This window comes from Kitasatospora sp. NPDC032150 (assembly GCF_055579945.1).
Genome location: NZ_JBVIMH010000019.1, coordinates 13,724 through 40,180, shown reverse-complemented (window position 1 = coordinate 40,180; position 26,457 = coordinate 13,724). Strand labels below are relative to the sequence as shown.

The following is a 26,457-nucleotide window of genomic DNA, read 5'->3' as shown; positions in this document are numbered from 1 at the left end:
CCTGGGCGCCGAAGGGGTGAGGGTGGGCCGTACCGGACCGGTGCGGCCCTCCCTCCTTGTCCGGCAGCGGGCGGGGAGGGGCCCACATGACGCAGAGCATGCCGCGGGCGGGAATCGGCCGCCCGGCATGACGGACAGACAGGAAGTACAGCCATGGCCGGCAACAGCCAGCGCAGGAACCGCCGCAACCCCGGATCCAAGAAGGGCGCGAGTGTCGGGACCGGCGGCCACAGCCGGAAGGCACTCCAGGGCAAGGGCCCGACCCCGCCCGGTGAGGCCCGCAAGGGCCACCCCAAGCAGCGTGCCGCCAACGCCGCGCTGAAGCGCGAGCGGGACGCCAAGGCACGCGCCGGCATGCGCCGCGCGGGGGCCGGCGGCCGGGGCGGGCGCGGTGGAGCGGGCGCGGCCGAGCTGGTGGTCGGCCGCAACTCGGTGGTCGAGGCGCTGCAGGGCGGCGTCCCGGCCAACGCGCTTTACGTGATGCAGTTCATCGACACCGACGACCGCGTCCGCGAGGCCTTTCAGGCCGCCAACGAGCGCGGCGTCCCGCTGATGGAGGCCCCGCGTGCGCAGCTGGACCAGATGACCGGCGGGCTCAACCACCAGGGTCTGGTGCTCCAGGTCCCGCCGTACGAGTACGCGCACCCCGACGATCTGCTGGACGAGGCCGCCAACGTCGGCCAGGACGCGCTGATCATGGCGCTGGACGGGGTCACCGACTCCCGCAACCTGGGTGCCGTGGTCCGTTCCGCCGCTGCCTTCGGTGCGCACGGCGTGGTCATCCCCGAGCGCCGGGCCGCCGGTATGACGGCCGGCGCCTGGAAGACCTCCTCCGGTGCGGCGGCGCGGCTGCCCGTCGCCCGGGCCACCAACCTCACCCGGGCCCTGGAGGCATACCAGAAGGCCGGTCTGATGGTCGTCGGCCTGGCCGCCGACGGCGAGGCCGAGATCGGTGACCTGGACGCGCTCACCGGCCCGGTCGTGATCGTCGCGGGCAGCGAGGGCCGTGGCCTGTCCCGGCTGGTCTCCGAGACCTGCGACATCCGGGTGCGGATCCCGATGCCGGGTGAGACCGAGTCGCTGAACGCCGGTGTCGCCGCGGGCATCGTGCTGTACGAGGCCGCGCGGCTGCGCGCCAAGCGCTGACCGGCGTCGCCGGTTCTCGACCGGCGACTTTGTGACCGTCAACCGATCGGGCCTGACCGGGCCCGATCGGTTTGCGCATGATCACTTCAATCACCGCCAGGAATCCACCCGGGAGAGTGTCCTAAGCGGCCGTCACCCGGTTAGACGGGTGTGGACACCAGAACACCTCGGCGCCCGAGGCAGGGCGGCACGGCTGGGATAGACGACGAGCCCAGCCTCAACACGGTCAAGGTGCCGTCCGACCCGGCCAGGCTGAGCAGCACCCAGGCCAGCTTCCGGGTGCGGCTCACCACCCCGGGGGCCTCGCTGATCGAGTCCCCGGCCGGTGCGGCCTTCGGCGACCCGTACGGCACGCAGAGCCTCGGCGGCAGGCCGCTGGTCACCCCGCACGTGGTGGTGGACGGTTCGGCGTTCGCGGCGGCGCTGGCGGGTGTCGGTGCGGTCGGCACCGCCGGGTCTTCGGTCGGCTCGGTCGGTACGCCCGTGCGGCGCAAGGGCCGGGTCACCGCCGTCACCTGGACCGGGCAGGCCGCGCCGGGCGACCTGGCGGCGACCCAGCTGCTGGACGCCGTCCGCCTCAACACCGTGCCCGCCCCGGCGGCCGCGCCCGGCAGCGGCCCGGTCCCGCTCGGGGTGGAGGACACCCAGCGACTGGAGCCGTTCCCGCCCTCCGGGCCGTACCGGGACCCGTACGGGCAGCCCGAGCAGTACGGGCAGGCGGTGCCCAAGCAGCCGGGCTCGCCCGAGGGCCGCGGCCACGGCCGCGCCGGTGGCTCGTACGGGGCCCCCGCGCCGGCCCCGGGCATGCGGATGCGGCCCCCGTGGACGCCCGGTGGCGAGCTGCCCGAGGTCAGCCACCCGGTCGGCGGGGAGAACCGGCACGCCTGGTACCCGGGCCGGAAGGTCGACCTCGGCCTGGTGCTGCTGCCGCTGCGCGTGCTGCTCGGCTCGCTCTCGGTCTACGCCGGCTTCAGCAAGCTCTGCGACCCGGTGTACTTCGACGGCGGCCAGCGCGGCTCGATGATGCGCTGGCTCGGCTCGCTCCACCCCTGGAAGGCGGCGCAGCCGCTGCTCGACTTCGCCATGGCGCATCCCGTCGGGTCCGGGCTCGGCGTGGCGTTCACCGAGGTCGTGGTGGGCGTCCTGTCGATCCTCGGGCTCTGGCAGCGGCTCGCGGCCGGCGCCGCGACGGTGCTCTCCGCGGCCCTGCTGTTCACCGTCAGCTGGCGGGCCGTGCCGGTCTACGACGCGCCCGACCTGATCTTCCTGGCCGCCTGGAGCCCGCTGCTGATCGCCGGTGCCCCGTTCGGCTCCCTGGACGGGCGGATCGCGCTGGAGGCCTGGCGCCGGTACGGCTCCGACGCGCCGGCCGCGCTGCGCCGCCGGATCCTGCGCCGGGGTGCAGTGGTGACCACCCTGGTGATCGGGACGACCCTGCTGCTCGGTTCCGTGCTGGGCGCGGCGGTCCGTACCAGCGGCCGGCCCGTCCCCGGTCCGGCCAAGCCGTCGCCCGACTACGGAACGCCGGTGTGGCCCGGCAACGGGCCGTCCTCGGGGCCGGTCTCCCCGGTCATGCCGGCGCCGGTGCCGGCGCCCGTGTCCAGCTCGGCCGCCTCGGCCTCGCGGTCCCCGTCGTCCGCCCCCTCGGCCTCCCCGTCCGCCTCCTCCAGCAGGAGCGGGAAGACACACAGCGCGAGGCCGGACCGGAGCTCGGCCGGCGGCGAGGGCGCGGGCACCGGGACGGGTTCCAGCAGTGGCGCGGGCAGCCGCAGCGGGAGTTCGCCCGGCTCGGGTTCCGGCACGGGCGGGTCCACCCCGAAGCCGGCCTCCTCGAGCGGCGGCCTGCTCGGCGGGGTCCTGGGCAGCGGACCGCTCCCCGCGCTCGGCATGAACGGCGCACATTACGGCGCCAGGCCGGGCGGCACCACCGTCTGACGGTACGGCTGCCCCCGGCCGCGGCTGCCGGGCCCCTCCCGAACGGAGGGGCCCGGCAGTTCTCCGTTTCCGGGGTCGTCCCGGGGCTTGGGGAGGAGGCACCGCCCGCCCGTGCCGGGCCCGAGCCCCCGGGGCCGCCGCCCGCGCGCCTCACCCGCCCGAGGAGAGCTCCCTGGCGGCCTCGGTGAGGTCCTTCACGGTGTCGATGGCCCGCCAGTAGCACCCCTGCGGCAGCTGGTACCCCGCGAGCCGCCTGCTGCGGGCGAGCTGCGGGAAGGTGGTGCGCTCGTGGTCCCCGACGTCCGGGAGCAGCTCGTGGAACTCCGGCCCGAAGACGTACAGGCCGGCGTTGATCAGGAACGGGGAAGGCGGTGCCTCGATGAAGTCCAGTACGTTGCCGAACCGGTCGGTCTCCACGGCGCCCCACGGGATGCGCGGCCGGGCCAGTGCGAGGGTGGCGACGGCGTCGCGCTCATGGTGGAAGGCGGCCATGTCGCGGAGGCTGAAGCGGGTCCAGATGTCGCCGTTGGCGGCGTACCAGGGCTCGTCCGGGTGGGGCAGCGCCTTCGAGGCGTACTTCAGACCGCCGCCGCGTCCGAGCGGCTCCGCCTCCACGACCGTGCAGACGTTCAACGACAGGTCGGCCTTGTCCAGCCACTCCTGGAGCACCCCGGCCAGGTGCCCGCAGGAGATAACCACGTCAGTGACACCCTCGGCGGCTAGCCAGGTCAGCTGGTGCCCGACGATCGGTATTCCGGTCCCGGGGATCTCGACCAGCGGCTTCGGGCGGTCGTCGGTGTACGGGCGCAGCCGGGCACCCTGGCCGCCGGCCAGGATGACGGCCTGGGTCACGGCCGGCGGGACCACCCGTGGGGCGGAGCGGGAGGCCGGGGCGGTCACGGCGAGATCGGTGCGGGGACGGTCATGCCGAGAACGATAAGGTCCCCGGCCGGTGCCGGAGAGCCCAGCGGCGGCAACCGGCGGTCCCGGCCGCCGGGGTCAGCCGGCCACGCCCGCCGCGAACGAGCCGTCGCAGACCGGGCGGGCGAAGGAGCGGGCCCGCTGGACGTCGCCCTGGTACTTGCGGACGGCGGCGCGCCCGAGGTCCGCGGCGAGGTTGCTGCAGTACGGGGTGAGGGACGGCTTCTCGCGCATGGTGCGTTCCAGCAGGTCGAGCGCCGTGCCCGGGGTGTGGTTGCGGAGCTCGTCCATCAGGTCGGCGCGGAGGGCGTCCTGCGGGGAGAGCCCTTCGGTGCCGGTGGTCGTGGTGCTGCGGCCGATGGTGCCGTCGCCGCTGGACGCCGCGACCACCTGCTGGTCCAGCCTGGTCGGCTGGGCCCAGGGGACATGGGTCACGGCGAGGGTCCCGGTGGTCACCAGGATCACGGGGAGGGTGAGGGCGACGGTCTGGCCGATACGGCGAACGAGCTGTTTCACGTTCAGGAGAGTAGCGCTCGGTGCGCTTTAGGTTGCACTCCGTTACACCAATGAGTGACGCGTGTCCCGGTTCGTCCGCACGGCGTGTTGACGCGAAGGCGGTGCGCAGAGCGGACGGGCCGCGTGCAGGCCAATGTGTGAGCCCCCGGCGGACACCGTCCGCCGGGGGCTCACACGGTTGCTCAGGAGCTCAGGCGCTCGCCCGTGCTGCTGGAGAAGACGTGCGCCTCGCCACCGGTCGGGACCACGTGGATGGTCTCGCCCTTCTGCGGGACCTGGCGGCCGTGCACGCGCACGACGATGTCCCGGTCCGCGCCTCCGATCTTGGTGGTGCCGTAGACGAAGCCGTCCGCGCCGAGCTCCTCGACCACGTTGACGGTGACCGCGACGCCCTCGATGCCGCCCGCCGGGACGATCTCGAAGTGCTCCGGCCGGATGCCGACGGTCACGGTCTTGTCGTTGCCCGCGCCGGCCAGGTCCTCACGCGAGATGTTGACGACCGAGCCGCCGAACTTCACGCCGCCGTCCACCAGCGGAACCTCGACCAGGTTCATCGCCGGGGAGCCGATGAAGCCGGCCACGAAGACGTTGGCGGGCCTGTCGTACATCGCCCGGGGGGTGTCGACCTGCTGCAGCAGGCCGTCCTTGAGCACCGCGACCCGGTCGCCCATGGTCATGGCCTCGGTCTGGTCGTGGGTCACGTACACCGTGGTGATGCCCAGGCGGCGCTGCAGGCCGGCGATCTGGGTGCGGGTGGAGACGCGCAGCTTGGCGTCCAGGTTGGACAGCGGCTCGTCCATCAGGAAGACCTGCGGCTCGCGGACGATCGCGCGGCCCATCGCGACACGCTGGCGCTGACCGCCGGAGAGCGCCTTCGGCTTGCGGTCCAGGTACTGGGTGAGGTCGAGGATCTTCGCGGCCTCCTCGACCTTGGTGCGGATCACGTCCTTGCTGACGCCCGCGATCTTGAGCGCGAAACCCATGTTGTCGGCGACGGTCATGTGCGGGTACAGCGCGTAGTTCTGGAACACCATCGCGATGTCCCGGTCCTTCGGCGGCAGGTGGGTGACGTCCCGGTCACCGATCCGGATGGCGCCGCCGTTGACGTCCTCCAGGCCGGCCAGCATCCGCAGGCTGGTCGACTTGCCGCAGCCGGACGGGCCGACCAGCACGAGGAACTCGCCGTCCTCGATGTGCAGGTCCAGCGCGTCGACGGCCGGCTTGGTCCCGCCCGGGTAGAGGCGGGTCGCCTTGTCGTACGTCACAGAAGCCATGACTGTGCTCTCCTTCACCGGCAGGAACGTGCCGGACGATCCGAGTAAAGGGTTGGGTTGTCCTGTCGCCACCCCGCCGCCAATGGTCTGAACCAGCCGACGGGATTCGACTCCGGGCGACGCTACCCGCCGGTTCATCCGCTGTCAGCCCCCCACAGCACCCGATTTCGGCATCGATCGGATCACAACCGGGACAGCCCGGTCATACCGGTCACCTTGATATCTGCCGCCACCACGGCCCCCCGTCCCGGTAGACTGCCCCTGGTGCCGCCGTGGTCCGCCGCGGACGGCCACCGTGCCTCCTTAGCTCAGCTGGCCAGAGCACCGCTCTTGTAAAGCGGGGGTCGTCGGTTCGAACCCGACAGGGGGCTCTCGTTTCCACCCCGGATGAGCTGCAGGTTTGGCCTTCTGGGAGCTTGATCACCGGCCTCGGACTCCTGGTCCGAGGCCGACACCTTGTTCGGCAGCATCAAGGCGGCCGAGAAGAACGAGGACCTGCGCGGCCTGCTCAACGCCGGTCACCAGCGCAACCGGCCTACCCTGCGGGTGACCGGCCCGGACCACAAGGTGGTGAACTGCGCGACGGCCTTCGCGCCTGGCTGGTGCCGCTGACCGGCACGGCTGCCAACATGGAACCGCTCATGCCCGTCGACGACCGCGCTGCCGACACTTGGGAGCCCCTGGTGACGGTCGCCGACCTCGCCGGAGGTGAGTGGCCCGCACTCGCCCGCGCGGCCTGTCGCGCACGAGTCCGGCCAGGACGAGGACGGCGGACTGAAGACCAGGATCCTCGTCGACATCCGCCGCGTCTTCGCCGCCGGAGGCAACCCGGACGCACTGTCCGCCGAGCACATCCTGACGGCCCTGAACGCCGACAGCGAGGCGCCCTGGGCCGAGTACGGCATCAACGGTCTGACCGCACGCGGGCTGCAGCTCCTGCTCAAGGACTACGGCATCAGCTCGGCGAGCATCGGCTTCGACCGCGACACCCAGCGCAAGGGCTTCACCCGTAACAGCTTCCTGGACCCCTGGAGCCGCTACTGCCCGGAACCCGTCGAGCAACTCGCCACCGGCACCTGACCCTCCACCACTCGTATCACGCGTCCCTGCCCAGCTCAGAGCGGGGACGGGTCACTTGCCCGCAACGAGTCCAACCGTCCCTGGATCACCACCCGTACCAGCGTGACCAGGCACGCAACGAGTAGTGGGACGACTGCAACGCCATCCCGGCGGCCAGAAGATCCTCACGGACGCGCTGCCGCCAACAGCGGGCTGGCGCCCCTCGCCGGTATGGCCACCGCCCTGCGCGAGGACCAGCACGCGGTCGCCCAGGGCATCACGATGCCTCACAACTCCCGCGTCAACGAGGGCCGGATCACCGACGTGAAGCTCCAGAAGCGCATGATGGGAGGCCGTGCCAGCGTCCCGCTTCTCCGCCACCGAGTCGTACTGATCGCTCGCCTGCGCCGCCGGTACACGGGGCGCTGATCCAGGATGATCTCTGGCTACGAAAGTCTTGCCAGAGCCCCGCGCGCCCCGGGGCCGTACGCCTCCTCCAGCTGCGCTACGACGCCCTCGGCATCGCGGACGACGGCTTTCAGCTCCGCTTCGATCGCCGTACTCGCGTCAGCCAAGCTGCCCGGTCGGCCGCATGGTGATCTGGTTGATGTCCACGCCCGCAGGCTGGTTGAGCGCGAAGGCGATCGTGGCCGCGATCTGCTCGGGGGTCATCGCCTCCTCAGGGGTGCCGCCGCGCTCGGCCCAGAACGCGGTGTCCACCACTCCGGGGGCGACGACGGTCACGCCGACTCGGTCCTTGCCGACCAGCAGCCGGGTGTTCTCGGCCAGCGCGTGCGCAGCCCACTTGGTGACCGAGTACAGGTTGCCGGGCGTGTTGCGCACCCCGGCGACGGAACCGATGAACACGATCCGGCCCTTGGATGCCCTCAACTGCGGCAGGGTCTCGCGCACCAGCAGGGCCGGGCCCAGAACGTTGGTGAGGACCATGGCGCGCATGTCCTCGGGGGCGTGGCTCTCCAGGTTGCCGGGCAGCGAGAAACCGGCGTTGGCAATGACGTTGTCCAGTCGGCCCCACGCCTGAACCACGCGGCGCACGGCGGCGGCGACGTCCGCCGCCTCGGCGGCGTCACCAGTGATCGTCAGCAGCCGCTCACCCGCTCCGGCCGAAGCGGCGAAGGCGGCCAGCTTGCCCGCGTCACGTCCGGTGACCGCCACACGGTGGCCCTGCTTGAGGAGGGTGCGGGCGGTGGCGGCACCGATTCCGGTCGATCCACCAGTGATCAGCGTGACGGGCTCCATGCAACGGCCTCCTCGGCGACGTGGTCATCAGTTCCCCAAAACGCCTGCACTATACGTGGGGTGAGCTGCTGCCAGGGGTGTCACGCCGTACCGACTCCGCCCAGGCCCGCTCGACCGCCGCCAGTGCGAGCTCCCACGGGTACTTGGTCCGGCTGCTCTCCTGCCCACCGCCGGGACGAAATGATCTCCACCTACGAAAAGGGCTGGAACTGGTGCCAGACGGTGCTCCGCCGGGTGGTGATCGGCCGGGAGTACGTGTGCGCGGGCACCTGCTCCCCGTTGGCGGCGAGGCGGAAGCGAGGGGGGTCGAACCGATGGTGGGTCAGGATGGTGTTGAGAACGGAGCCCTGCACTCTGGCGACGATCGAGGCCGCTGCCTCGGGGAGCAGCACCTCGGCGGCGGGTGCCAGCTTCCGCACGATCGCCATGACGGCGTCAGTAACGTCGTCAGACGTCTCGGCGGTGTCGGAGGCAGCAGCGCGTGGGACGACCGTGGGAGGGGCTTCGGCGTTGGCCCTGTCGAACCCCGGCAATCGTAGTCCGGGTGGTAGGGCGTGCCGTCCTCCCAGGTAATGAAGACCCTCCCCGACTTCGTCCACGCTTCCGCGTCGTCTTTCTTCACTCCTCCCGCTCGACCTGCTGGCGTTCCCGCCAGGCGCGTTGGAGCCGCCACGTCTCGGAATCGAGGGTGATGGTCTTCTCGTCGCTGTCACTCTTGGGGTGTCCTCCCAGACCTCCACGGAGTCGGTGACCAACTGCTCGCTGACGTGGATGGTGCCGAGTTCGTCGATGTCGGTCTCGGCCCAGGGCAGGCCGAGGCCGACAGCTTCCCCGCGTCGGAGTTCCCAAAGGCCTTGGGGTGGAAGAAGCGGGTACAGACGGTGCTCGGCGACCAGGTCGAGGAACCGCCCGGCCTGTTCGGGGGTCCACACCACGACGGGCCCGGGGATCTTCCCTGTCTCGCGGTACGCCTTCACGGCTGGCGTCCACACGAGCGGCTTGGGCCGGACGCACTTCGGGATGATGACGCCCTCGGTGTAGTCGTGCGGTACCCCGGCTGGAGCCCGAGCGCACTCGCGCCACGGAGAGCGGGTCTGCGACGCCTGCCGTCAGGCGCAGTACCAGGACCGCCGCCGAAGCCGCCTCGCGCGCGAGGCCACAGCGGCCGCGAGCGCAGGAAGGACACGACCACCCCGAGCATCACCACACCGACCTCTCCGCCCCGGCCAACAGGCCGGGGCGGAGCCATAAGCGAAGGAGGAACACCACGGCCAACCGCATCAGCGCAGTCCAGCGCCTAGGGTGCGTTTCTTGGGCGAACAGTCCGTTCTCAGTTGGCGAGCCCGGTGTTGACGAGCGCCTTGATGTACGGCAGGTCGTTGCCGCTCCCCGTCGGGTTCAGGGAGTACACCACGCGGTGCCGGAGGTCGCGGGTGGCGAAGATTCCGTTGTCCCAGCCGGGACGGGAACCGGTCTTGCCCCAGGCGTACTCGCCATCCGGGAGCTTGTAGCGCATGAGCCCGCCGACGCTGTAGCAGGCGTCGTTACCGGCGCAGTTGGTGTTGTCGGGGCCGTTCGACACCTTTGGCACCTCGAACACCAGCTTCTGCTGCGCAGGCGGGAGCAGGCGCCCCCGGAACAGCGCGGTGAGGAAGTGGTCCAGGTCGGCGGCGGTGGAGATCATGCCCCCCTCGGCCCAGGGGTAAGGGCTCTGCCCGGTCACGTCCTGTCCGTCCAGGTACACCTCCGCGTGGGGCGAGGGGATCGCCGGGTCGTCGGCCGCGGGCAGGCTGGTGTGGCTCAGGTGCAGCGGCCGGATGATCCGGCGCTCGAGTTCGGTGGTGAAGGAGTGGCCGGTGACCTTCTCGACGATCAGGCCGAGGACCAAGGAGTTGAGCCCGTTGTACTGCTGCTCGCGCTGGGGTGCAGGCGGCGCGTCGGCGGCGGCGAACGACTCGCGCAGGAAGTCCGCGGGTGCCACGGACTTGAGCTGCCATCCGGGTCCGTCGGCCGGGCTTGGGGTCTGGGCGGGCTTGGGCAGGCCGCTCGTGTGGTCGAGGAGCTGGCGCACGGTGACGTGGCCGTACGCCTCGGGCAGTACCTCGGGGACGTACTGCCGGGCCGGTGAGTCCAAGCCGATTCGGTGTTCGGCGACGAGTTGGAGGACCACCGTGTTGGTGAACACCTTGGTGACACTGCCGATCCGGATGTACGCGTCGGCGGTGACCGGGCCGGCGGTGGCGCTCGCGCCGTCCTGCCGGACCAGCGCGCCGGCTACGACGTCGTCGGGCAGGTGGCCGAGGATCTCCTGAATGGTCGGCGCGGCGGATGGCGAGGTGCTGGGAATTGGTGCGGCGGTGGCTACGGACGCAGCCGCGCCGGCCGTGAGCACAGTGGCCAGGGCGAGGGTGGTGACTACGCGGCGGATGCGCATCCAGTTTCTCCTCAACGGCACAGTTGGGACGTGTTGACCTCGCCAACTCTGCTGACTGCGGCCGTCGTCATCCATCAGTGATCGCCCTGAGATCAACCCTGGACCGTCCCTTGGGGGAACGTGGCGCGGCGTGGATGTGCTCGGGCGGCCAGACGGTGAGTAGGCCGGTGTCGGCTTGGGCTGGCTCAGGAGACCGCCTTGGCGCCGAACCCGCGAGAGCGGGAAACGGCTCCGCCCCCGAGCAGTGGGGTGGAGCCGTTTGTGCTCTGGAAGGTCAGATCCCTGGTCGCTGGGTTCGTCGTCGGGGCTGACCTGGGGGAGCCTGACGGAGGAGCCGGAAGGGGGCGTCCTGCGATGGCCAGGTGAGGACGGGGTGGGGACACAAGGATCGTGAAGCCTCGTGAGACCTAGTGGTCGACTCATCAGGCACCTGCCCTCTGCGGAGGGGAAAACAGGGAGACACCGAATGGTGGACCGTGAGGGACCTCGGATTTCTTGTAAAGCGGGGGTCGTCGGTTCGAACCCGACAGGGGGCTCTCTGCTTGAGACCCTGCAGCACGTACGAAGGGCCGGTTCACGAGGGTGATCCCGGGGGGCCAGCCCTTCGTCGTTGTTCGAGCGGTGCGGGTCGCCAGGACGGCCGTGCCACTGCCGTGCCGGAACCGGCTGGTGGATCCTCGTCGCCAAGCGCCCCGCGGATGGCTTCGCCGAGCTTGTCGGCGAGGCCGGTCGCGGGGCGCTTGATCGGGTCAGGCCACCGACTTCGCGGCCGGACGGTTCGGAGTGGGGCGCGAAGGCCCTCGGTGCGCAACGAGTAGGCGACGGCCGCACTGTTGACGTACGCGGTCACGGGTACGCCCTCAGCCGCAATCTGCGCAGCTCTCTGCCGGGAGTCGTGCGCCTATGTCTCTCGGCCTCCCAACGCTGCTCTGGCATGCGGAGATTGCTTCAACTCCGTACCTGCGGGCCCATGGACTGCGGAACCAGGGGCCATCGGGAACTGTGAATGCCGAAGGAGTCGCCGGGGAGGGGTCCCCTGTTCCAGGGGGGCTTGTCGTGGTGGGATTCGCTCGGCGATGGCTCGGCGGCAGCGGCAGCGTTCTGTCCGTCCTTGCCGTCCTTGCCCTCCTTGCCCTCCTTGCCGTCGGTCCCGTCTCGTCCCTCTCGCCCGTTCTCGCCGTTCTCCCCGTCCTGTCCGTCCTTCCCGTCCTTCCCGTCCTTCCCGTCCCTGCCTTGCAGGCCTTGGGGGCCGGGCGGACCGGAGGGGCCGGGCGGACCGGAGGGGCCGTGCACGATGTGCTCTCCCTGCAGCTCGCCGATGCGCTGAGCCTGCAGATCGTCGATCTGCATTTGCTGGGAGACGAGCGCGGCCAACTGCACGACGAGCGCGGCGATCAGTGATCCGCGGAGTACGAGGTGACGCCGCGACCTTCGTGGTGCTTCATTCACGCTACTCACATGATCCCTCACTTTGTGTGACGGCGACAGTGTAGGTGATGGGGCGTCGAAGGAGGCGGATCTCCTCCCCGGGTGCCGCGGTTCGTAGCCGCGGTTGTACGAAGGCGAAGCAATCTCCGCAGGTCGGAGTGGTGTCGGGGTGTCGGTAGGCGTAGGTGTGCGACTCTCGGCGGAGGGCTGCGCAGGTTGCGGCTGGCGCGGCACCGTGGTCACGGAGCCGGGCGGCTTCCCGGTCCCGCTCGAGATCGGGCGCCGCTCCGGTGGTCGGTTCGCGCGGCCCCTCGCCTCGCGCTGCTTCTCCTGCGCTGCGCGCGTCTCGGCCTTCGTCGTGGCCGCGATCTGGCGGTGCCCATCAGGTCCCGGGGTGATGTCGGCGGTGGGCGGGAGTGCCGCGCGGCCGCTCCAGGTGTTGCGCGATCCGATCGGGGGCGTGTACGGGCCGGCCGGTCGACTGGCGCTTGTGTCGGTTGACCCGCCTGGGGCCGAGGGGAGTTGGTTCAGGGGGTGGTGTGCCCGGTGTTGGCGTCCGGGTGGAGGGGCGGCCCCCCGGTGCCCTGGCGTCCCCGATTGCCGGTGCTAGTCTGACCGAGCGGTCAGTTAACTGACCGCTCGGTCATTGCCTTGCTGCGAGGGGAGCGTGGACATGGAACGGACGACGTGCTGTGTGGTGGGCGGCGGCCCGGCGGGGATGATGCTCGGGCTGCTGCTGGCCAGGGCCGGAGTCGAGGTGACCGTGCTGGAGAAGCACGGGGACTTCCTGCGGGACTTCCGGGGCGACACCATCCACCCCTCCACCCTGCGACTGCTGGACGAACTCGGCCTCGGCCGTAGGTTCGCCCAACTTCCGGCCCGCAGGCTGGAGGAGATGCAGATGAACATCGGCGAACACACCGTCACCATGGCCGACTGCCGCTGGATCCCCGGTCCGCACAAGTACATCGCCATGGTCCCGCAGTGGGACTTCCTCAACCTGCTCGCCGAAGCCGCCGCCGAGGAGCCCTCGTTCACCCTGCGGATGCGTACCGCGTTCACCGGCCTGCGCACCGACCGCGGCCGGGTGACGGGCGTTCAGTACGTGGACGGGGCCGGGTTGCCCGGCGAGCTCGCGGCCGACCTGGTGGTCGCCTGCGACGGCCGGGACTCGGAGGTCCGCTGGGAGGCCGGGATGCGCCCCGACTGGTTCGAGGTGCCGATGGACGTCTGGCAGGTGCGGGTCCCGGTCCTGCGGCCCGACGGCGACAAGGCGGGCCGGGTCTTCGGGCAGGTCCGCAGCGGGCGGGTCGCGGCCACCATGGACCGCGGCGACTACTACCAGACCTCGTACCTCATCCCCAAGGGCCGCGACGCCGGGCTCCGGGCCCAGGGGATCCAGTGGTTCCGTGACGAGCTGGGCGAACTGTTCGGCTGGGGCGCCGAGGTGACGGACGCGATCGAGTCCTGGGAGGACGTCAAACTGCTGGAGGTGACGATGGGCCGGCTTCCTTGCTGGTACCGGGAGGGCCTGCTGTGCATCGGTGACGCCGCGCACACCATGTCCCCGGTCGGCGGTGTCGGGGTCAACCTCGCGGTGCAGGACGCCGTCGCGGCGGCCCGGATCCTCGCGGACCCACTGCGCCGAGGCCACGTCCGACCCGCCGATCTGGCGCGGGTGCAGAAGCGGCGCTGGCTGCCGACGGCCTTCGTGCAGAAGATGCAGTTGGGCGACCACGACATGATGCACGGCCCCGCCCTCAGCGGCACGCTCGACACCGAGCGCCTGCCGGTTCCGATCCGCTTGATGCAGCGGGTGCCGGCGCTGCGCAGCGTGACGGGTTACCTCGGCGGCATCGGCATCCGTCCCGAACGTGCACCCGCCTTCGCGCGGCGGTAGCCGCCGTGGCGGCGTGAGGGCCGCACCGGGCGGAAGGCAAGTGCTTCGCACCGGATCTGATGGCGCGTCGCAAGAAGGATCCCAAGCGCAGCGGGCGAGCGCGGCGACCACGGTGAACTCGCTTGCCGGTGCGGCGGGCTGGAGGCGAGTCCCTCGGGCGCTGGAACGTGGTGGCTACTCGGGCGGTCGGATGGCGTTGAGGGTGAAGGTCTCCAACTCGGCGGTGGCGGCGTCGAGATCGAGCTCGGGGTGGACCAGCCAGTGCGAGATGACGCCGTCGATCGCGCCGCCGATGGCCAGCGCCGTCACCTGGGTGTCGAACTCGCGCAGGCGGCCGGCTCGCTGGCCGGCGGCGAGCAGGGCGGCCAGCTCCTGCCAGCGGCCGCGGGTGTCATGTGAACCGGGGTTCTTCAGCTGGGTGCCGCCTCGGTCGTCCAGCAGCATCTCAGTGATCACCCGGACGTGGCGCCGGTTGGCCTGCTGGTAGCCGATCAATGCGCGCAGGTAGGCGATCACGGCGTCGAGCGGATCGGACTCCGCTGCCACCCGCTCCCGGACGTACCCGGCGAACTGCTCGAAGACGTGGTCGAGCGTCGCCCGGGTGACGTTGTCCTTGGAGGAGAAGTGGTACAGCACCGCCGACTTGGAGATGCCGGCCTCCTCGGCGATGGCCGAGAGCGAGGTCGCGGGGTAGCCGCGGGTGGAGATCAGGTCGATCGTGCACTCGATGATCTGGCGGCGGCGGGCCTCCTCGACGAAGGTCCGGGCCGCGGGATCGGCGCTCCGGCGCGGGGCCATCGGCACCCCACTCCCTTCACGTTTCCCCGGTCCAGCGAACGACACCCGACCGTACACCGCCCGGGCGCGGCCTGGCGAAGCGGCGACGTCCGGCTCGGTGGAGCGGCGGTGCCCCGGAGCGCCGGCCGGGGGCGGGCCCGGAGGCCCGCCCCGCTAGATGCCCAGGCCGGACGCCCGGCTCGCGGCCCGGTCGAGCAGCCGGTGGACGTCGGCCTGGCGGGTGGTCGGGGCGTCGTTGTACTCGTCGGGGGAGGCCACCGGGTACCCGGTGCCGTGCAGCACCTCCATCACCTGGACGCGGCCGCGGCGGACGTGGTCCGGTGTGCCGTACCCGTGGGCGAGTACCGCCGCCTGCGCGCCGAGCAGGCAGACCCGTCCGGCCTCGTCCCACATCGCGCCCTGGAGCCAGCCGTGGAAGGCGATGTAGTGGGAGGTGAGCCGCAGATGGTCGGCCACGCTGACCGGGACCGGGCGGGGCGGACGGCGGGCGATCCGGTCCAGCAGGGTCGACCGGGGCTCCGGATGGCCGGCGTTCCAGGGCCGGCGGACGCTCCCGAGGGCGCAGACGTACGGGACGGCGGTGCGCGCGGGGGTCGGCAGGGAAGCCAGGTACGCCTCGATCTCGGCGATCAGGCCGGAATCGTCGGGGGCGAGCAAGAACTGCTGCGGGGCTCGGGTGAGAAGCGGCATGGCGGACTCCAATGAAAGGTTTTGTCCCTATTTGCCCTTCTGTTGATAGCGCGGCAGCCGTCCTCGGCGCCGGAGGTGCGCACCGGATGCAGTCGTCGTGTCGGCGGCCGTACCGTGGACGGGGGTCCGGGCGGACGCGGGTCCGGCCGGACGGGATCCCGCAGGACGGGGAACCGATCGGACAGGGGGCCGACTGTAGGAGGGCTCGATGCCTGGTTCCATGACGATTGGCCACACCGACGCGCTGGTGATGCTCAGCCATGCGGATGCCGAGCGGCTGTCGACGACGCTGCGGGAGGTTTCGCACCTGTTGGAGGTGCGCAGCCCCGACCGGCTCACCGACGCGCAGGTCGCCGCCCTGTGCCAGGGGCAGCTGCACCACCGCGAGGAGCTCGCCGGATGGTGCCGGAACGTTTCGGAGTACCTGAGGGACCACCTGTAGGGGCATCTGCAGGAGTGCCGGCGGGTGGGTCCGCGCTGGCAGGGCTGCGTCGGCAGGCGGACAGGCGTACGCAGGCACAGGCGTGCGTAGGCAGGCGTACGCACGTGGGTGTGCGCCGACGGTCGGGGTGGCGGTGGGTTCGCGACCCCGGCCGTTCGGGTACGACTGTTCGATCTTCGCTCGCTACTCCCCAGGGTCCTGACGTGCTGAATTTCCGCCGACTCGACAAGGTGGCCGACCAGCTAATTGAACAGGTGAACCAGTCGTACTAATTCGGCACCTATTCCCGCCACTCGAAAGAGTGATTGCGAATGGCTCCGGTTGGGCGCAGCATGTGTGCAGTAAAGCGATACTTCATGCGCTCATGCGGAGGCTCTCTCTAATGACGACCGAAACAAATCTCGGTATTCCTGCTCAGAGCGGCCAGCCGCAGGACCGGCAGCAGACCAGCCTGACCACCGCCGGCGCGCGGAATCTGGCCACGACCACCAAGTCCGAGCCGCAGATGCAGGGCATCAGCTCCCGCTGGCTGCTCAAGACGCTGCCGTGGGTGCAGGTCTCGGGTGGTACCTACCGGGTGAACCGCCGGCTGAGCTACGCGGTGGGGCGCGGCCGGGTGAGTTTCGTGAAGACCGGCGCGGAGGTCAGGGTCGTCCCGCCGTCGCTGCGCGAGGTGCCCGTGCTGCGGGGCCTCGAGGACGACGCGGTGCTGGAGGAGCTGGCGGGGCGGTTCGTCCAGCGGGACTTCGCGGCGGGTGAGGTGCTCGTCGAGGCCGGCCAGCCGATCGACGAGGTCTTCCTGATCGCGCACGGCAAGGTGAACAGGATCGGCAACGGCAAGTACGGCGAGACCACCGTGCTCGGCGTGCTGGCCGACGGCGACCACCTCGGCGACGAGGCCGTCCACCAGGCCGACGCGCTCTGGGGGTACTCGGTCAAGGCCGCCACGGCCGGTACGGTGCTCGTGCTGCCCTGGGCCGCGTTCCAGCAGTTGGTGAACCGCTCCGAGGCGCTGCGCGACCAGATCGCCGCCTACCTGGCCGACGCGCAGCAGTCGCAGAACAAGCACGGCGAGGCCGAGATCGAGCTGGCTGCGGGCCACGAGGGCGAGATCGAACTCCCCGCCACGTACGTGGACTACGAGCTCGCTCCGCGCGAGTACGAGCTGAGCGTCGCCCAGACGGTGCTCCAGGTCCACAGTCGGGTGGCCGATCTCTACAACCAGCCGATGAACCAGATCGAGCAGCAGCTGCGGCTGACCATCGAGGCGCTCCGTGAGTGCCAGGAGTACGAGTTGATCAACAACCGCGACTTCGGCCTGTTGCAGAACGCCGAGTACGACCAGCGGATCCAGACCCACTCCGGCCCGCCCACCCCGGACGACATGGACGACCTGCTCAGCCGCCGCCGGGGCACCAAGATGTTCCTCGCCCACCCGAAGGCGATCGCCGCCTTCGGCCGGGAGTGCAGCAAGCGCGGCCTCTACCCGACGCCGACCGAGGTCCACGGTCAGCAGGTCCCGGCCTGGCGCGGTGTGCCGATCTTCTCCTGCAACAAGATCCCGATCGTGGACGGGCACACCAGCTCGATCATCGCGCTCCGTACCGGGGAGGACAACCAGGGCGTCGTCGGCCTGCATCAGACCGGAATTCCGGACGAGTACCAGCCGAGTCTCTCGGTGCGGTTCATGGGCATCAACGAGAAGGCGATCATCTCCTATCTGGTCAGCGCCTACTACTCGGTCGCCATTCTGGTTCCGGATGCGATCGGCGTACTGGAGAACGTCGATATCGCGCGTCCGCGCGACTGATTCAGTCCGGTCGATTTCTGGCCGGTGCGGATTCTGATCGGAAAGCGGGGTGCGGTCGGTCGAATTTCGCGACCAGGCCCCGGCTGACCGCCTGTATTGGAAAACCCCCCGACCGGGGCCGGGGGAGGGGCTCGGTACGGCCTCGTGGAAGGCCCACCGAAAGAGCCCGACGATCCGGGGGAGGAACACACATGGGGATCTTCACACTCGACCGCGGCAGCCGGGAGGGCCACCAGGTCGCCGACGTGCTGGTCCGGACGCGGACGCTGGTCGACCCGGCGCTGCGCTCCGCGATCGGGACACTGCCCGAGTCGATGCGCCGGATCGCCGGGTACCACTTCGGCTGGTGGGAGCCGGACGGTACGCCCGCGGACGCCGGTGCGGGCAAGGCGATCCGCCCGGCACTGGTGCTGGCAGCCGCACAGGCCCTCGGTGGCCGCCCGGCCGAGGCCGTCCGGGCGGCGGCGGCCGTCGAACTGGTGCACAACTTCACCCTGTTGCACGACGACGTCATCGATCGGGATCAGACCCGGCGCCACCGTCTCACTGTCTGGCGGGTGTTCGGCACCACCGAGGCCATCCTGGCCGGGGACGCGATGCACTCGCTCGCGCTGCGCACGCTCGCCGAGGACGACCACCCGGCCACCCCGGCGGCCGTCCGCCGGCTCGCCGACTGCGTCGTCGAGCTCTGTGCGGGCCAGCAGAGCGACTGCGCCTTCGAACGGCGCGACGATGTCTCGCTCGCCGAGTGCCTGACCATGGCCGAGGGCAAGACCGGGGCCTTGCTCGGCTGTGCCTGCGCGATCGGCGCTCTCTACGCCGGTGCCGACGACAATGCCACGCAGGCCCTGGACGCCTTCGGCCGGGAGATCGGCCTGGCCTTCCAGCTGATCGACGACCTGATCGGCATCTGGGGCGACCCGGCCGTCACCGGGAAGCCGGTCGGCGCCGATCTCGCCGCCCGGAAGAAGTCACTGCCGGTGGTCCACGCGCTCTCCTCCGGATCCGAGGACGCGGCGGTGCTTGCCGAGCTCTACGCGCTCGAACGGCCGCTGACGGCTGAGGAGTTGCTGGCCGCCGCAGCGGCGGTGGACGGCGCAGGCGGACGGGCGTGGGCACAGACCGAGTCCTGTGAGCGGATGGCGGCCGCGATCGGCCACCTCTCCACAGCCGTCCCCGATCCGACCGCTGCCGACGACCTGCTGGCGCTGGCCGAACTGGTCACCCGCCGCAACCACTGAGGGCCCGTCCCCGACTCCGTGTCCGACCGCGCCCTTGCACCCGGAACCACCTCCGCAAGTCCGCACAACCGCAAGGGCAAGGAAGCACAACGTATGAGTCTGTTGGACATCGGGATCCTGGTCGGCGTCCTGCTGGCCGTCTCGGCGGTGCTGTACCTGGTGCAACGCTTCATCCCGCACCCGGTACGCGAGGTTCACAACGATGTGGCGGGGTTCATCTTCGCCGCCGTGGGGGTGCTCTACGCAGTACTCCTGGCGTTCGTGGTGATCGCGGTCTGGGACAACAACGACGCGGCCCGCAAGACCACCTTCAAGGAGGCCGACTCGCTGGCCGGGATCTACTGGATCTCCCGCCAGCTGCCGGCTCCGCTCGGCCCGCAGCTGGAGAAGCACACCCTCGACTACGCCCAAACGGTCAAGGACGGCGAGTGGCCGCTGATGGCCCACCACGAGTCCCTTCCGGCCGCGACCGAACTCGTCTACCAGATGCGCGATGACGTCTTCGCGATCCAGGCGGGCAACGACCAGCAGCGGGTGCTCTACGACCACGCGGTCAGCCACCTGGAGAGCCTGGCCTCCGAGCGCCGCGCCCGGCTGAGCCAGGTGGACGAGGACGTGCCGCCGCTGCTCTGGGCGGCGCTGATCATCGGTGGTGCGCTGACGGTCGGCTTCACCTTCCTGTTCGGACTATCCAACACCTTCTCGCACGCGCTGATGGTGCTGGCCCTCAGCGGGCTGGTGGTGATCTCACTGATCGTCATCAGGGAGATGGACTTCCCGTTCGCGGGGGTCACGGCGGTCAAGCCGACGGCGTTCGACGTCTTCCTGCAGCGCCTGCCTCCGCCGCGCTGACGGGCTCCCGCAGGGGGGCGGGGCACCGCGAAACGGGACGGCTCCACAGCGGCCGGCCACGCGGTGCCCCGCCCCTCGGCCAGGTGCCCCGGCGCTAGCCGGGCTCCCCGCCCCGTCCAGGTTCCCCCCGCCCCCAGTTGGGCGCCCGGAGCCCTCGGGCCGGGTTCAGCCCGCCGCCTGGTCCAACAGTCTGCGCTCCTTGGCCGGGTCGATCCCGAGCGGGATGCTGCCCTGGGTGTAGGGCTTGGTGCGGGGGCCGCGCTCCTGGATCCAGGCCCAGGTGTCGCGGACGGACTCGGCGATCGGGCGGCAGTTCAGCCCGGCGGCCTGGGCCTTTGTGGTGTCGGCCAGCCAGATGCCCTGCCACTCGGGCAGGTCGGGGGCCCAGAGCGGCAGCTCGACCCAGGGAGTGACCTTGGCCGCCAGCAGTGCCTCGTCGTCGATCCAGACCAGCTCGGCCTTGCCGCCGGTGACCTCCACACAGGTGGCCAGCCACTCGCCCATGGTGGTCGACCCGGCCGGTGCGGTGGTCACGTACCGGCCCCAGGCCCCGCGCTCGACGAGGTCGAGCCCGAAGGCGGCGAAGTCCCGGGCGTCGATCAGTGCCATGGCCCGGTCGGGGCTGCCGGGCGCGGCCACCTTTCCGCCCCGGGCGATCCGCTCCAGCCACCAGGGCAGGCGGCCGATGTTCTCGTAAGGGCCGATCAGCAGGCCGCAGTTGAGGATCACCGAGCGCCCGGCGCCGAAGTGTTCCAGCAGCGCGCGCTCGCAGCCGGCCTTCAGCGCGTTGGCCGGGGGCTGGTCCGGCGGGGTGTCGGCCGGGCAGGGGTGGGTTGGGGAGTCCTCGCTGACCGGCAACGCGGGCCAGTCGGCGAAGGCGTGGATGGAGGAGACGAAGCTGTAGTGGGCGGCGTGAGGCGGCAGCAGGCGGGCGGCGAGGGCGACCGCGGCGGGCTGCTGGCCGGCGGTGTCCACCACCGCGTCCCACCGCCGGCCGTCGACCAGCCGTTCCAGGTCGGCAGCCGAGTCGCGGTCGCCCCGGACCGCCTCGACGCCGTCCTGGTCGGCCCCGCTCAGGCCGCGGTTGAAGGTGGTGACGCGGTGGCCGCGGCGCAGGGCTTCGGTGACATAGGCGCGTCCGAGGAAGGACGTGCCGCCGAGTACGAGGATGTTCATACCGGTAAGACTGCGCGTCACGATCCTTGCTGGATACGGCCGTTCACTTCGAGCTGACTTTCGTTCACTCGTGGCGGAGTGCGGCGTGTCGTTCCGGCGGGCCGTGCTCGGCGCGCTCCGCCGTACCTCCGGCGTGCCAAGGCTTCGGACCGCGTCTAGCGCCCACTTTGTACGGTAATGTCCGAATAGCTCGCCGGTTGGCCAGCCGGCCATCGGCGTGACCCGGTGTGACCGGGCAGTGGTCCGGCCAGGCAGTGGGGAGTACGGCAGCATGGGTAACCCGGCACTCGTGGACCCGGCGACGATCAGGGAGACCGCCACCGAGGCGTGGATCTGGGGCTCCGCCCTGCTGGCGAACTACCGGACCATGTACCCGCAGGCCGTCGACGACGCGGACCCGCGTTTCGTCGGCGGTTTCGGCGTCTTCCGGCACTACCCGAACCCGTTCACCCCGGCGGACATCGACCTGGTGGCGCCGAGCGTCGACACCCCGTACTCCTGCGCCTGGCTGGACCTGCGGGCGGAGCCGTGGGTGCTGGAGGTCCCGGCCACGGAGCGCTACTACGTCCTGGCGGTGCACGACCTGGACACCTCGTACGTCGGCTTCGTCGGTTCCCGGACCACCGGACAGGCGGCGGGCCGCTACCTGATCGCGGGGCCGCACTTCACCGGGGACGCCGGGGCGGGCTTCGACGGCGTGCTGCGGGCGGACACCGAACTGGTCGGCGTCCTCGGCCGCACCTACCTGGCGGGCCCGCAGGACCTGCCCGCGCTGCGGGAGCTCCAGGCGCAGTACTCGCTCAGACCGCTCAGCGCCCATCTCGGCACCGAGCCGCCGCCCGCCGCACCCGAGCCGCACTGGCCGGTCTGGCGGGACGACGAGGTGCTGGAGACGCTGGAGTTCTTCGTCCTGCTGGACTTCCTGCTCGGCTTCTTCCCGGTGCTGCCAGCCGAGGCCGCCCTGCGCAGTCGGCTGGCCGAACTCGGCGTCGGTGCGGGCGACTTCGAGCCGGCGGCGCTGCCGCTGGACGTCCGGGCGGCGATGCTGCGGGGCATCGCGGACGGCCGGGCCAGACTGGTGGCGGAGGCGGCCAAGGGCCTGGAGAGCACCGCCTGGTTCGGCACCCGGGCCCAGCTCGGCAGCGACTACCTGGCCCGCGCGGTGGGAGCCCAGCAGGGCGGGTACGGGCTGCCGGTCGAGGAGATCTGGTCCACCGACTGGCTCGCCGACGACCAGGGCAACCGCCCGCTGGACGCCGCCGAGGGCCGCTACACCCTGGACTTCCCGGCCGGGCAGCTCCCGCCGGCCAGGTTCTTCTGGTCCGTGACCATGTACCGGCTGCCCGACCGCCTGCTGGCGGTGAACCCGGCCGGCCGCTACTCGCTCGGCGACCGCACCCCGGGCCTGGTGTACGGGGAGGACGGTTCGCTCAGCCTGGTCCTGCAGCACGAGAGGCCCGCCGAGCCGGACCGGGCGGCCAACTGGCTTCCGGCGCCCGCCGGTCCGTTCACCGTGGTGCTCCGGGTGTACGGACCCGAGCCGCCGGTGCTGGACGGTCGCTGGCAGCTGCCGCAGCTCAACCTCCGCGACTGACCGGGCAGCCGGCCGGCAGTACTGATCCGGAAGGGAGTCCCGCATGTCCGATGCCGCGTCCGACGCCGCCCTGGAGGCGCTGGCGGCCGATGCCTACGTCTACGGCAGCCCGATCGTCCGCGACCTCACCACGGTCGGCGCCTTCGTGGCCCGCGGTATGGGTGGCGGCCTGCCACCCACTCCCTTCAACCACTTCGCGCACGCCAGGGAACCGGCCACGCCCCGGACGGACTTCCCCTCGGTCAACAGCGACACCCTGTACTCCTTCGCCCAGCTCGACCTCTCCGGCGGGCCGATCCTGCTGCACGTCCCGGACAGCCGGGGCAGCTACTACGTGCTCCAGTTCGTGGACGCCTGGACCAACAACTTCGCCTACCTGGGCCGTCGTTCCACCGGCACCGCCGAGCAGACCTGGCTGATCACCCCGCCGCACTGGCACGGCACACCGCCCGAGGACGTCCAGGTGATCGTCTCGCCGACCGTCGTCGCCACCATCGTCGGCCGCTACGCCTGCGGCGGCCCGGCCGACCTCCCCCGGGTCCTCGACCTCCAGCGGCACCTCGCCCTCACCCCGCTGGAGCCCGGCGGCGTGTACGCCGGGATCCCCGAGCCCGATCCTGCGGTGCCCCGCGAACTGGGCTTCCTGGAGCGGCTCCGGCAGTGGACGGCCGCCTTCCCGCCCGCCGAGCCGGACCTGGCCTACCAGCAGCGCTTCGCACCGCTCGGCCTGCTGGACGCCGGCCCCTCCCCGTTCTCGGCCGCCGACCCCGCCTGGACCCAGGCCCTCGCCAGGGGCCTGGCGGCCGGACGGCAGCGGGTCGAGGCGGTGACCCGGCCGACCGAGGACCGCCCCGCCGGGGAGTGGGCCGTCAGCCTGCACCTGTACGACTACAACCTCGACCACTTCGGCCCCGGCACGGTCGCGTCCCGCGAGTGGCGCACCGCCGACCGCCGGGCCGCCTATCTCATCCGGGCGGCCGCCGCGCACACCGGCCTCTGGGGCAACCACGCGTACGAGGCCACCTACGCCACCACCCATGACGACGCCGCGGGCAGGCCGCTCACCGGCGCGCACTCGTACACCCTGCGCCTGGACGACCTGCCGCCGGTCGACGCCTTCTGGTCGCTCACCGTCTACGAGCTGCCCGACCGCCGCCTGACCGAGAACCCGATCGGCCGCTACTCGATCGGCGACCGCACCCAGGGCCTGGCGTACGGGGAGGACGGTTCGCTCACCCTGCTCCTGCAGCACGAACGGCCCGCCGAACCGGCCGAGACGGCGAACTGGCTGCCGACCCCGGCCGGCGAGTTCCGGCCGATCCTGCGGATGTACCAGCCCAGGGCCGCGGTGCTGGACGGCTCGTACCGGCTGCCGCCGCTCGAACCGCGCTGAGCCGGGGCCGCAGGCGCGTCCGCCGCCGTGGCGGCCTGCTCGGCCGCCGGGAGAACCCGGCCGCCCGGAGAGGAGGACTGCCGTGGGCGACGCGATCGGACCGATGCTGGCCTCGGCGGCCGGTATCGCGATCGGCCCGGTGCCGCTGGTGGCGACGGTCCTGCTGCTGGCCACTGCGCGCGGGCGGGTGAAGGGCGCCGTGTTCGCGCTCGGATGGGCGGCGACCCTGGCGGCCGTGACCACGGCGGTCGTGGTCCTCGTGGGGGTCTCGTGGACGGGCCGGGGAGGGGGAGCGGCCGACCACGGGGCGGGAGCCTCCTGGCCGTGGTGGGTGCGGCTGGCCGTGGGGCTGCTGCTCCTGCTCCTCGGCGCCAGGCGGTGGCGGGAGCGCCCGCGGGAGGGCCATGTGCACCGTCCGCCGCGCTGGATGTCCTCCGTCGACCGCCTCACCCCCGGCCGGTCGGCGGCCTTGGCCGTCTCCCTGGTCGCCTCCGATCCGAAGAATCCGCTGGTGGCGGTCGGCGGCGCCGTCGCCATCGCGACCAGCGGCGGCGACGCGGGGAACCGGGCACTGGCCCTGGTGCTGATGGTGCTGCTGGCATCGCTGTGCATCCTGGTGCCGCTCACCGTCCGGCTGGCCGGCGGGGAGGGGACCGACCGGGAGCTGGGCGAGTGGAAGGCCTGGATGTCCACCCACAACGCGGCGATCGCCACCGTGCTGCCGGTGGTGCTGGGGGCGGACAACGTCGGTGCCGCCCTCTCCGGGCTGACGGCCTGATCCCGCGGTCGTCGACCGGACCGGGCCCTGGACATCACCCGGCCGGGCGGACGTCTCGGCCCCCGGCGGGGCGGGCCGCGTGCACGACCGCCCGGGTGGGGACGGTTGCCGTCGGGGCGGCCGGCCGGCCCGCACCTGCGGCGGCCGGCGGTCCCCGGTTGTCGTACCCAGCCGATACGGTTGGCGGCATGGCTGCCCGCACCAAGACCACCGCCAAGCCGCGCCCGGCGTACCGCTGCACCGAGTGCGGCAACCAGCTGCCCAAGTGGGTCGGTCGCTGCCCCGAGTGCAATGCCTGGGGCACCGTCGAGGAGTACGGCGCGGTGCCGATCCGCACCACGGCCGCCGGTCCGGTCAGCTCGCCCGCCAAGCCGATCGCGCAGGTGGACGGCCAGGTGGCGACCGCCCGCACCACCGGTGTGCCCGAGCTGGACCGGGTGCTCGGCGGCGGGATCGTCCCGGGCGCGGTGGTGCTGCTCGCGGGTGAGCCCGGTGTCGGCAAGTCCACCCTGCTGCTGGACGTCGCGGCGAAGGCCGCGAGCGACCGGCACCGCACCCTGTACGTGACCGGTGAGGAGTCGGCCGGCCAGGTCAGGCTGCGCGCTGACCGGATCAAGGCGCTCTCCGACCACCTCTACCTGGCAGCCGAGTCCGACCTCGGCGCGGTCCTCGGCCACATCGAGGCGGTCAACCCGGGCCTGTTGATCCTGGACTCGGTTCAGACCATCGCCTCCGCCGAGCTGGACGGCGCCCCCGGCGGCCCCGCCCAGGTCCGCGAGGTGGCGAACGCGCTGATCCGCGCCTCCAAGGAGCGCGGCATGGCCTCCCTGCTGGTCGGCCATGTGACCAAGGACGGCCAGATCGCCGGCCCCCGGCTGCTGGAGCACCTGGTGGATGTGGTGCTGAGCTTCGAGGGGGACAGGCACGCCCGGCTGCGCATCATCCGAGGGGTCAAGAACCGCTACGGCGCCACCGACGAGGTCGGCTGCTTCGAGCTGCACGACGAGGGCATCGCGGGCCTGGCCGACCCTTCGGGCCTGTTCCTGACGCGCCGCGACAAGCCCGTCCCCGGTACCTGCCTGACCGTCACCCTGGAGGGCCGCCGCCCGCTGGTCGCCGAGGTGCAGGCGCTGATGGTGGACTCGCAGATCCCCTCCCCGCGCCGGACGACCTCCGGTCTGGAGTCCCCCCGGATCGCGATGATCCTGGCCGTGGTCGAGCGGCACGGCGGCGTGAAGCTCGGCAAGCAGGACATCTACACGGCGACGGTCGGCGGCGTGAAGCTCACCGAGCCCTCCGCCGACCTGGCGATCGCGCTCGCGGTGGCCAGCTCCTCCTCCGACACCCCGCTGCCGAGCAACCTGGTGGCGATCGGCGAGGTCGGCCTGGCCGGCGAGGTCCGCCGGGTGACGGGCGTGCAGCGGCGGCTCGCCGAGGCGCACCGACTGGGCTTCACCCACGCGTTGGTCCCGCCGGACCCGGGCAAGGTGCCGCCGGGCATGAAGGTGGTCGAGGTCTCCGACATCGGCGAGGCGCTGCGGGCCATCCCCGGTCGCCGCCGGCCCGCCAGGCCGAAGGCGGAGGGCGACAACAAGCCTGCACCACAAGGGCGTTCTGCCCCCCGCCCGGTTCCCGCGCCGGCCGTCGCCGCCTACCCGGACGAGCTGATGGCCGGGTGGGAGCCGGTGGACTCCGACGAACTGGCCTGACCCCGGCCCCGATATTGCCGTGCACAGTTAGACTCTGATCTGTCCAATTGGCATCAAGTGCAGTAATTGAGCAGCGACAGACCGTCGGGCGCCACGCCACA

The 26,457-nt window shown here is 71.6% G+C and carries 21 protein-coding genes, 1 tRNA gene and 1 pseudogene; 14 read left to right on the top strand and 9 right to left on the bottom strand.

Features of this window, described 5'->3' with window-relative positions; translation table 11 throughout:
* Positions 1 to 153 precede the first annotated feature (153 nt).
* Both rlmB and ACZ5ON_RS22330 read left to right on the top strand, forming a co-directional pair.
* A complete protein-coding gene (gene rlmB / locus ACZ5ON_RS22335) occupies positions 154 to 1,146 on the top strand; it encodes a 23S rRNA (guanosine(2251)-2'-O)-methyltransferase RlmB (RefSeq protein WP_465595357.1) in 993 nt (330 codons plus the stop codon).
* A gap of 150 nt (positions 1,147 to 1,296) precedes the next feature.
* Positions 1,297 to 3,081: a DoxX family protein gene (locus tag ACZ5ON_RS22330; protein WP_465595354.1), complete on the top strand. Its 1,785-nt coding sequence runs from the start codon at positions 1,297 to 1,299 to the stop codon at positions 3,079 to 3,081.
* Positions 3,082 to 3,231: 150 nt separating this feature from the next.
* Here the strand turns inward: ACZ5ON_RS22330 and ACZ5ON_RS22325 are convergent, their stop codons facing one another.
* The 3 genes from ACZ5ON_RS22325 to ACZ5ON_RS22315 form a co-directional block, all read right to left on the bottom strand.
* Positions 3,232 to 3,981, bottom strand: a complete 750-nt coding sequence (locus ACZ5ON_RS22325) for a nucleotidyltransferase family protein (RefSeq protein WP_465595351.1) — start codon at positions 3,979 to 3,981, stop codon at positions 3,232 to 3,234.
* Between the two features lie 99 nt (positions 3,982 to 4,080).
* Entirely contained in the window at positions 4,081 to 4,518 is a 438-nt protein-coding gene (locus tag ACZ5ON_RS22320) for a hypothetical protein (RefSeq protein ID WP_465595348.1), read from the bottom strand.
* 182 nt (positions 4,519 to 4,700) lie between these two features.
* Positions 4,701 to 5,792, bottom strand: a complete 1,092-nt coding sequence (locus tag ACZ5ON_RS22315; protein ID WP_465595345.1) for an ABC transporter ATP-binding protein — start codon at positions 5,790 to 5,792, stop codon at positions 4,701 to 4,703.
* Between the two features lie 297 nt (positions 5,793 to 6,089).
* Here ACZ5ON_RS22315 and ACZ5ON_RS22310 point away from each other — a divergent pair.
* The 3 genes and pseudogenes from ACZ5ON_RS22310 (at position 6,090) to ACZ5ON_RS22300 (ending at position 7,280) form a co-directional block, all read left to right on the top strand.
* A tRNA-Thr gene (locus tag ACZ5ON_RS22310) sits at positions 6,090 to 6,163 on the top strand.
* Between the two features lie 73 nt (positions 6,164 to 6,236).
* Positions 6,237 to 6,872, top strand: a pseudogene (locus ACZ5ON_RS22305) (DUF3631 domain-containing protein); the annotation flags it as partial.
* Positions 6,873 to 7,082: 210 nt separating this feature from the next.
* The gene (locus tag ACZ5ON_RS22300) at positions 7,083 to 7,280 is read left to right on the top strand and encodes a hypothetical protein (RefSeq protein ID WP_465595342.1); all 198 of its coding nucleotides are present in this window, start codon (positions 7,083 to 7,085) and stop codon (positions 7,278 to 7,280) included.
* A gap of 138 nt (positions 7,281 to 7,418) precedes the next feature.
* Here the strand turns inward: ACZ5ON_RS22300 and ACZ5ON_RS22295 are convergent, their stop codons facing one another.
* From ACZ5ON_RS22295 to ACZ5ON_RS22285, 3 genes are all read right to left on the bottom strand, one after another.
* Positions 7,419 to 8,111: an SDR family oxidoreductase gene (locus ACZ5ON_RS22295; protein ID WP_465595339.1), complete on the bottom strand. Its 693-nt coding sequence runs from the start codon at positions 8,109 to 8,111 to the stop codon at positions 7,419 to 7,421.
* Positions 8,112 to 8,302: 191 nt separating this feature from the next.
* Entirely contained in the window at positions 8,303 to 8,539 is a 237-nt protein-coding gene (locus ACZ5ON_RS22290; protein ID WP_465595336.1) for a hypothetical protein, read from the bottom strand.
* 902 nt (positions 8,540 to 9,441) lie between these two features.
* On the bottom strand, positions 9,442 to 10,545 hold the full coding sequence (locus ACZ5ON_RS22285) for a serine hydrolase domain-containing protein (protein WP_465595333.1): 1,104 nt from the start codon (positions 10,543 to 10,545) through the stop codon (positions 9,442 to 9,444).
* A 2,101-nt stretch (positions 10,546 to 12,646) separates the two neighbouring features.
* Here ACZ5ON_RS22285 and ACZ5ON_RS22280 point away from each other — a divergent pair.
* Positions 12,647 to 13,873, top strand: a complete 1,227-nt coding sequence (locus ACZ5ON_RS22280; RefSeq protein ID WP_465595330.1) for an FAD-dependent oxidoreductase — start codon at positions 12,647 to 12,649, stop codon at positions 13,871 to 13,873.
* A gap of 174 nt (positions 13,874 to 14,047) precedes the next feature.
* On the opposite strand, the gene ACZ5ON_RS22275 is transcribed toward ACZ5ON_RS22280, so the two are convergent.
* Together ACZ5ON_RS22275 and ACZ5ON_RS22270 are read right to left on the bottom strand one after the other, a co-directional pair.
* Positions 14,048 to 14,671 (bottom strand): TetR/AcrR family transcriptional regulator, encoded by a 624-nt coding sequence (locus ACZ5ON_RS22275; RefSeq protein ID WP_465595327.1) that lies wholly within the window; start codon positions 14,669 to 14,671, stop codon positions 14,048 to 14,050.
* A 153-nt stretch (positions 14,672 to 14,824) separates the two neighbouring features.
* Positions 14,825 to 15,361 carry a DUF6197 family protein gene (locus ACZ5ON_RS22270; RefSeq protein ID WP_465595324.1) on the bottom strand — a complete coding sequence of 179 codons (537 nt, stop codon included), beginning with the start codon at positions 15,359 to 15,361 and terminating at the stop codon, positions 14,825 to 14,827.
* A 220-nt stretch (positions 15,362 to 15,581) separates the two neighbouring features.
* On the opposite strand from ACZ5ON_RS22270, the gene ACZ5ON_RS22265 reads away from it, so the two are divergent.
* The 4 genes from ACZ5ON_RS22265 to ACZ5ON_RS22250 all read left to right on the top strand — a co-directional run bounded on the left by ACZ5ON_RS22265 (position 15,582) and on the right by ACZ5ON_RS22250 (position 19,706).
* A complete protein-coding gene (locus ACZ5ON_RS22265; protein ID WP_465595321.1) occupies positions 15,582 to 15,803 on the top strand; it encodes a hypothetical protein in 222 nt (73 codons plus the stop codon).
* Between the two features lie 382 nt (positions 15,804 to 16,185).
* Complete coding sequence (locus tag ACZ5ON_RS22260) at positions 16,186 to 17,613, top strand: family 2B encapsulin nanocompartment shell protein (RefSeq protein ID WP_465595318.1); 1,428 nt, start codon at positions 16,186 to 16,188, stop codon at positions 17,611 to 17,613.
* Positions 17,614 to 17,804: 191 nt separating this feature from the next.
* The gene (locus ACZ5ON_RS22255; RefSeq protein ID WP_465595315.1) at positions 17,805 to 18,854 is read left to right on the top strand and encodes a family 2 encapsulin nanocompartment cargo protein polyprenyl transferase; all 1,050 of its coding nucleotides are present in this window, start codon (positions 17,805 to 17,807) and stop codon (positions 18,852 to 18,854) included.
* A 93-nt stretch (positions 18,855 to 18,947) separates the two neighbouring features.
* On the top strand, positions 18,948 to 19,706 hold the full coding sequence (locus ACZ5ON_RS22250) for a bestrophin-like domain (protein ID WP_465595312.1): 759 nt from the start codon (positions 18,948 to 18,950) through the stop codon (positions 19,704 to 19,706).
* A gap of 165 nt (positions 19,707 to 19,871) precedes the next feature.
* Here ACZ5ON_RS22250 and ACZ5ON_RS22245 read toward each other — a convergent pair whose 3' ends face one another.
* Positions 19,872 to 20,882, bottom strand: coding sequence for an NAD-dependent epimerase/dehydratase family protein (locus ACZ5ON_RS22245; RefSeq protein ID WP_465595309.1), 1,011 nt, complete (start codon positions 20,880 to 20,882; stop codon positions 19,872 to 19,874).
* A 271-nt stretch (positions 20,883 to 21,153) separates the two neighbouring features.
* Here ACZ5ON_RS22245 and ACZ5ON_RS22240 point away from each other — a divergent pair, with 271 nt between their 5' ends.
* The 4 genes from ACZ5ON_RS22240 to radA all read left to right on the top strand — a co-directional run bounded on the left by ACZ5ON_RS22240 (position 21,154) and on the right by radA (position 26,356).
* Positions 21,154 to 22,476 (top strand): DUF1254 domain-containing protein, encoded by a 1,323-nt coding sequence (locus tag ACZ5ON_RS22240; protein WP_465595306.1) that lies wholly within the window; start codon positions 21,154 to 21,156, stop codon positions 22,474 to 22,476.
* A gap of 43 nt (positions 22,477 to 22,519) precedes the next feature.
* Entirely contained in the window at positions 22,520 to 23,869 is a 1,350-nt protein-coding gene (locus tag ACZ5ON_RS22235; RefSeq protein WP_465595303.1) for a DUF1254 domain-containing protein, read from the top strand.
* Positions 23,870 to 23,951: 82 nt separating this feature from the next.
* On the top strand, positions 23,952 to 24,647 hold the full coding sequence (locus ACZ5ON_RS22230; RefSeq protein WP_465595300.1) for a GAP family protein: 696 nt from the start codon (positions 23,952 to 23,954) through the stop codon (positions 24,645 to 24,647).
* A gap of 188 nt (positions 24,648 to 24,835) precedes the next feature.
* Positions 24,836 to 26,356, top strand: coding sequence for a DNA repair protein RadA (radA, locus tag ACZ5ON_RS22225; protein ID WP_465595296.1), 1,521 nt, complete (start codon positions 24,836 to 24,838; stop codon positions 26,354 to 26,356).
* Positions 26,357 to 26,457 lie beyond the last annotated feature (101 nt).

Excerpts from the sequence above, each read along its gene's own strand:
- rlmB (WP_465595357.1), top strand. The coding sequence starts at position 154 with ATGGCCGGCAACAGCCAGCGCAGGAACCGCCGCAACCCCGGATCCAAG.
- ACZ5ON_RS22315 (WP_465595345.1), bottom strand. The coding sequence starts at position 5,792 with ATGGCTTCTGTGACGTACGACAAGGCGACCCGCCTCTACCCGGGCGGG.
- ACZ5ON_RS22300 (WP_465595342.1), top strand. The coding sequence starts at position 7,083 with ATGGCCACCGCCCTGCGCGAGGACCAGCACGCGGTCGCCCAGGGCATC.
- ACZ5ON_RS22295 (WP_465595339.1), bottom strand. The coding sequence starts at position 8,111 with ATGGAGCCCGTCACGCTGATCACTGGTGGATCGACCGGAATCGGTGCC.
- ACZ5ON_RS22290 (WP_465595336.1), bottom strand. The coding sequence starts at position 8,539 with ATGGCGATCGTGCGGAAGCTGGCACCCGCCGCCGAGGTGCTGCTCCCC.
- ACZ5ON_RS22285 (WP_465595333.1), bottom strand. The coding sequence starts at position 10,545 with ATGCGCATCCGCCGCGTAGTCACCACCCTCGCCCTGGCCACTGTGCTC.
- ACZ5ON_RS22280 (WP_465595330.1), top strand. The coding sequence starts at position 12,647 with ATGGAACGGACGACGTGCTGTGTGGTGGGCGGCGGCCCGGCGGGGATG.
- ACZ5ON_RS22275 (WP_465595327.1), bottom strand. The coding sequence starts at position 14,671 with ATGGCCCCGCGCCGGAGCGCCGATCCCGCGGCCCGGACCTTCGTCGAG.
- ACZ5ON_RS22270 (WP_465595324.1), bottom strand. The coding sequence starts at position 15,361 with ATGCCGCTTCTCACCCGAGCCCCGCAGCAGTTCTTGCTCGCCCCCGAC.
- ACZ5ON_RS22265 (WP_465595321.1), top strand. The coding sequence starts at position 15,582 with ATGACGATTGGCCACACCGACGCGCTGGTGATGCTCAGCCATGCGGAT.
- ACZ5ON_RS22260 (WP_465595318.1), top strand. The coding sequence starts at position 16,186 with ATGACGACCGAAACAAATCTCGGTATTCCTGCTCAGAGCGGCCAGCCG.
- ACZ5ON_RS22255 (WP_465595315.1), top strand. The coding sequence starts at position 17,805 with ATGGGGATCTTCACACTCGACCGCGGCAGCCGGGAGGGCCACCAGGTC.
- ACZ5ON_RS22250 (WP_465595312.1), top strand. The coding sequence starts at position 18,948 with ATGAGTCTGTTGGACATCGGGATCCTGGTCGGCGTCCTGCTGGCCGTC.
- ACZ5ON_RS22245 (WP_465595309.1), bottom strand. The coding sequence starts at position 20,882 with ATGAACATCCTCGTACTCGGCGGCACGTCCTTCCTCGGACGCGCCTAT.
- ACZ5ON_RS22240 (WP_465595306.1), top strand. The coding sequence starts at position 21,154 with ATGGGTAACCCGGCACTCGTGGACCCGGCGACGATCAGGGAGACCGCC.
- ACZ5ON_RS22235 (WP_465595303.1), top strand. The coding sequence starts at position 22,520 with ATGTCCGATGCCGCGTCCGACGCCGCCCTGGAGGCGCTGGCGGCCGAT.
- radA (WP_465595296.1), top strand. The coding sequence starts at position 24,836 with ATGGCTGCCCGCACCAAGACCACCGCCAAGCCGCGCCCGGCGTACCGC.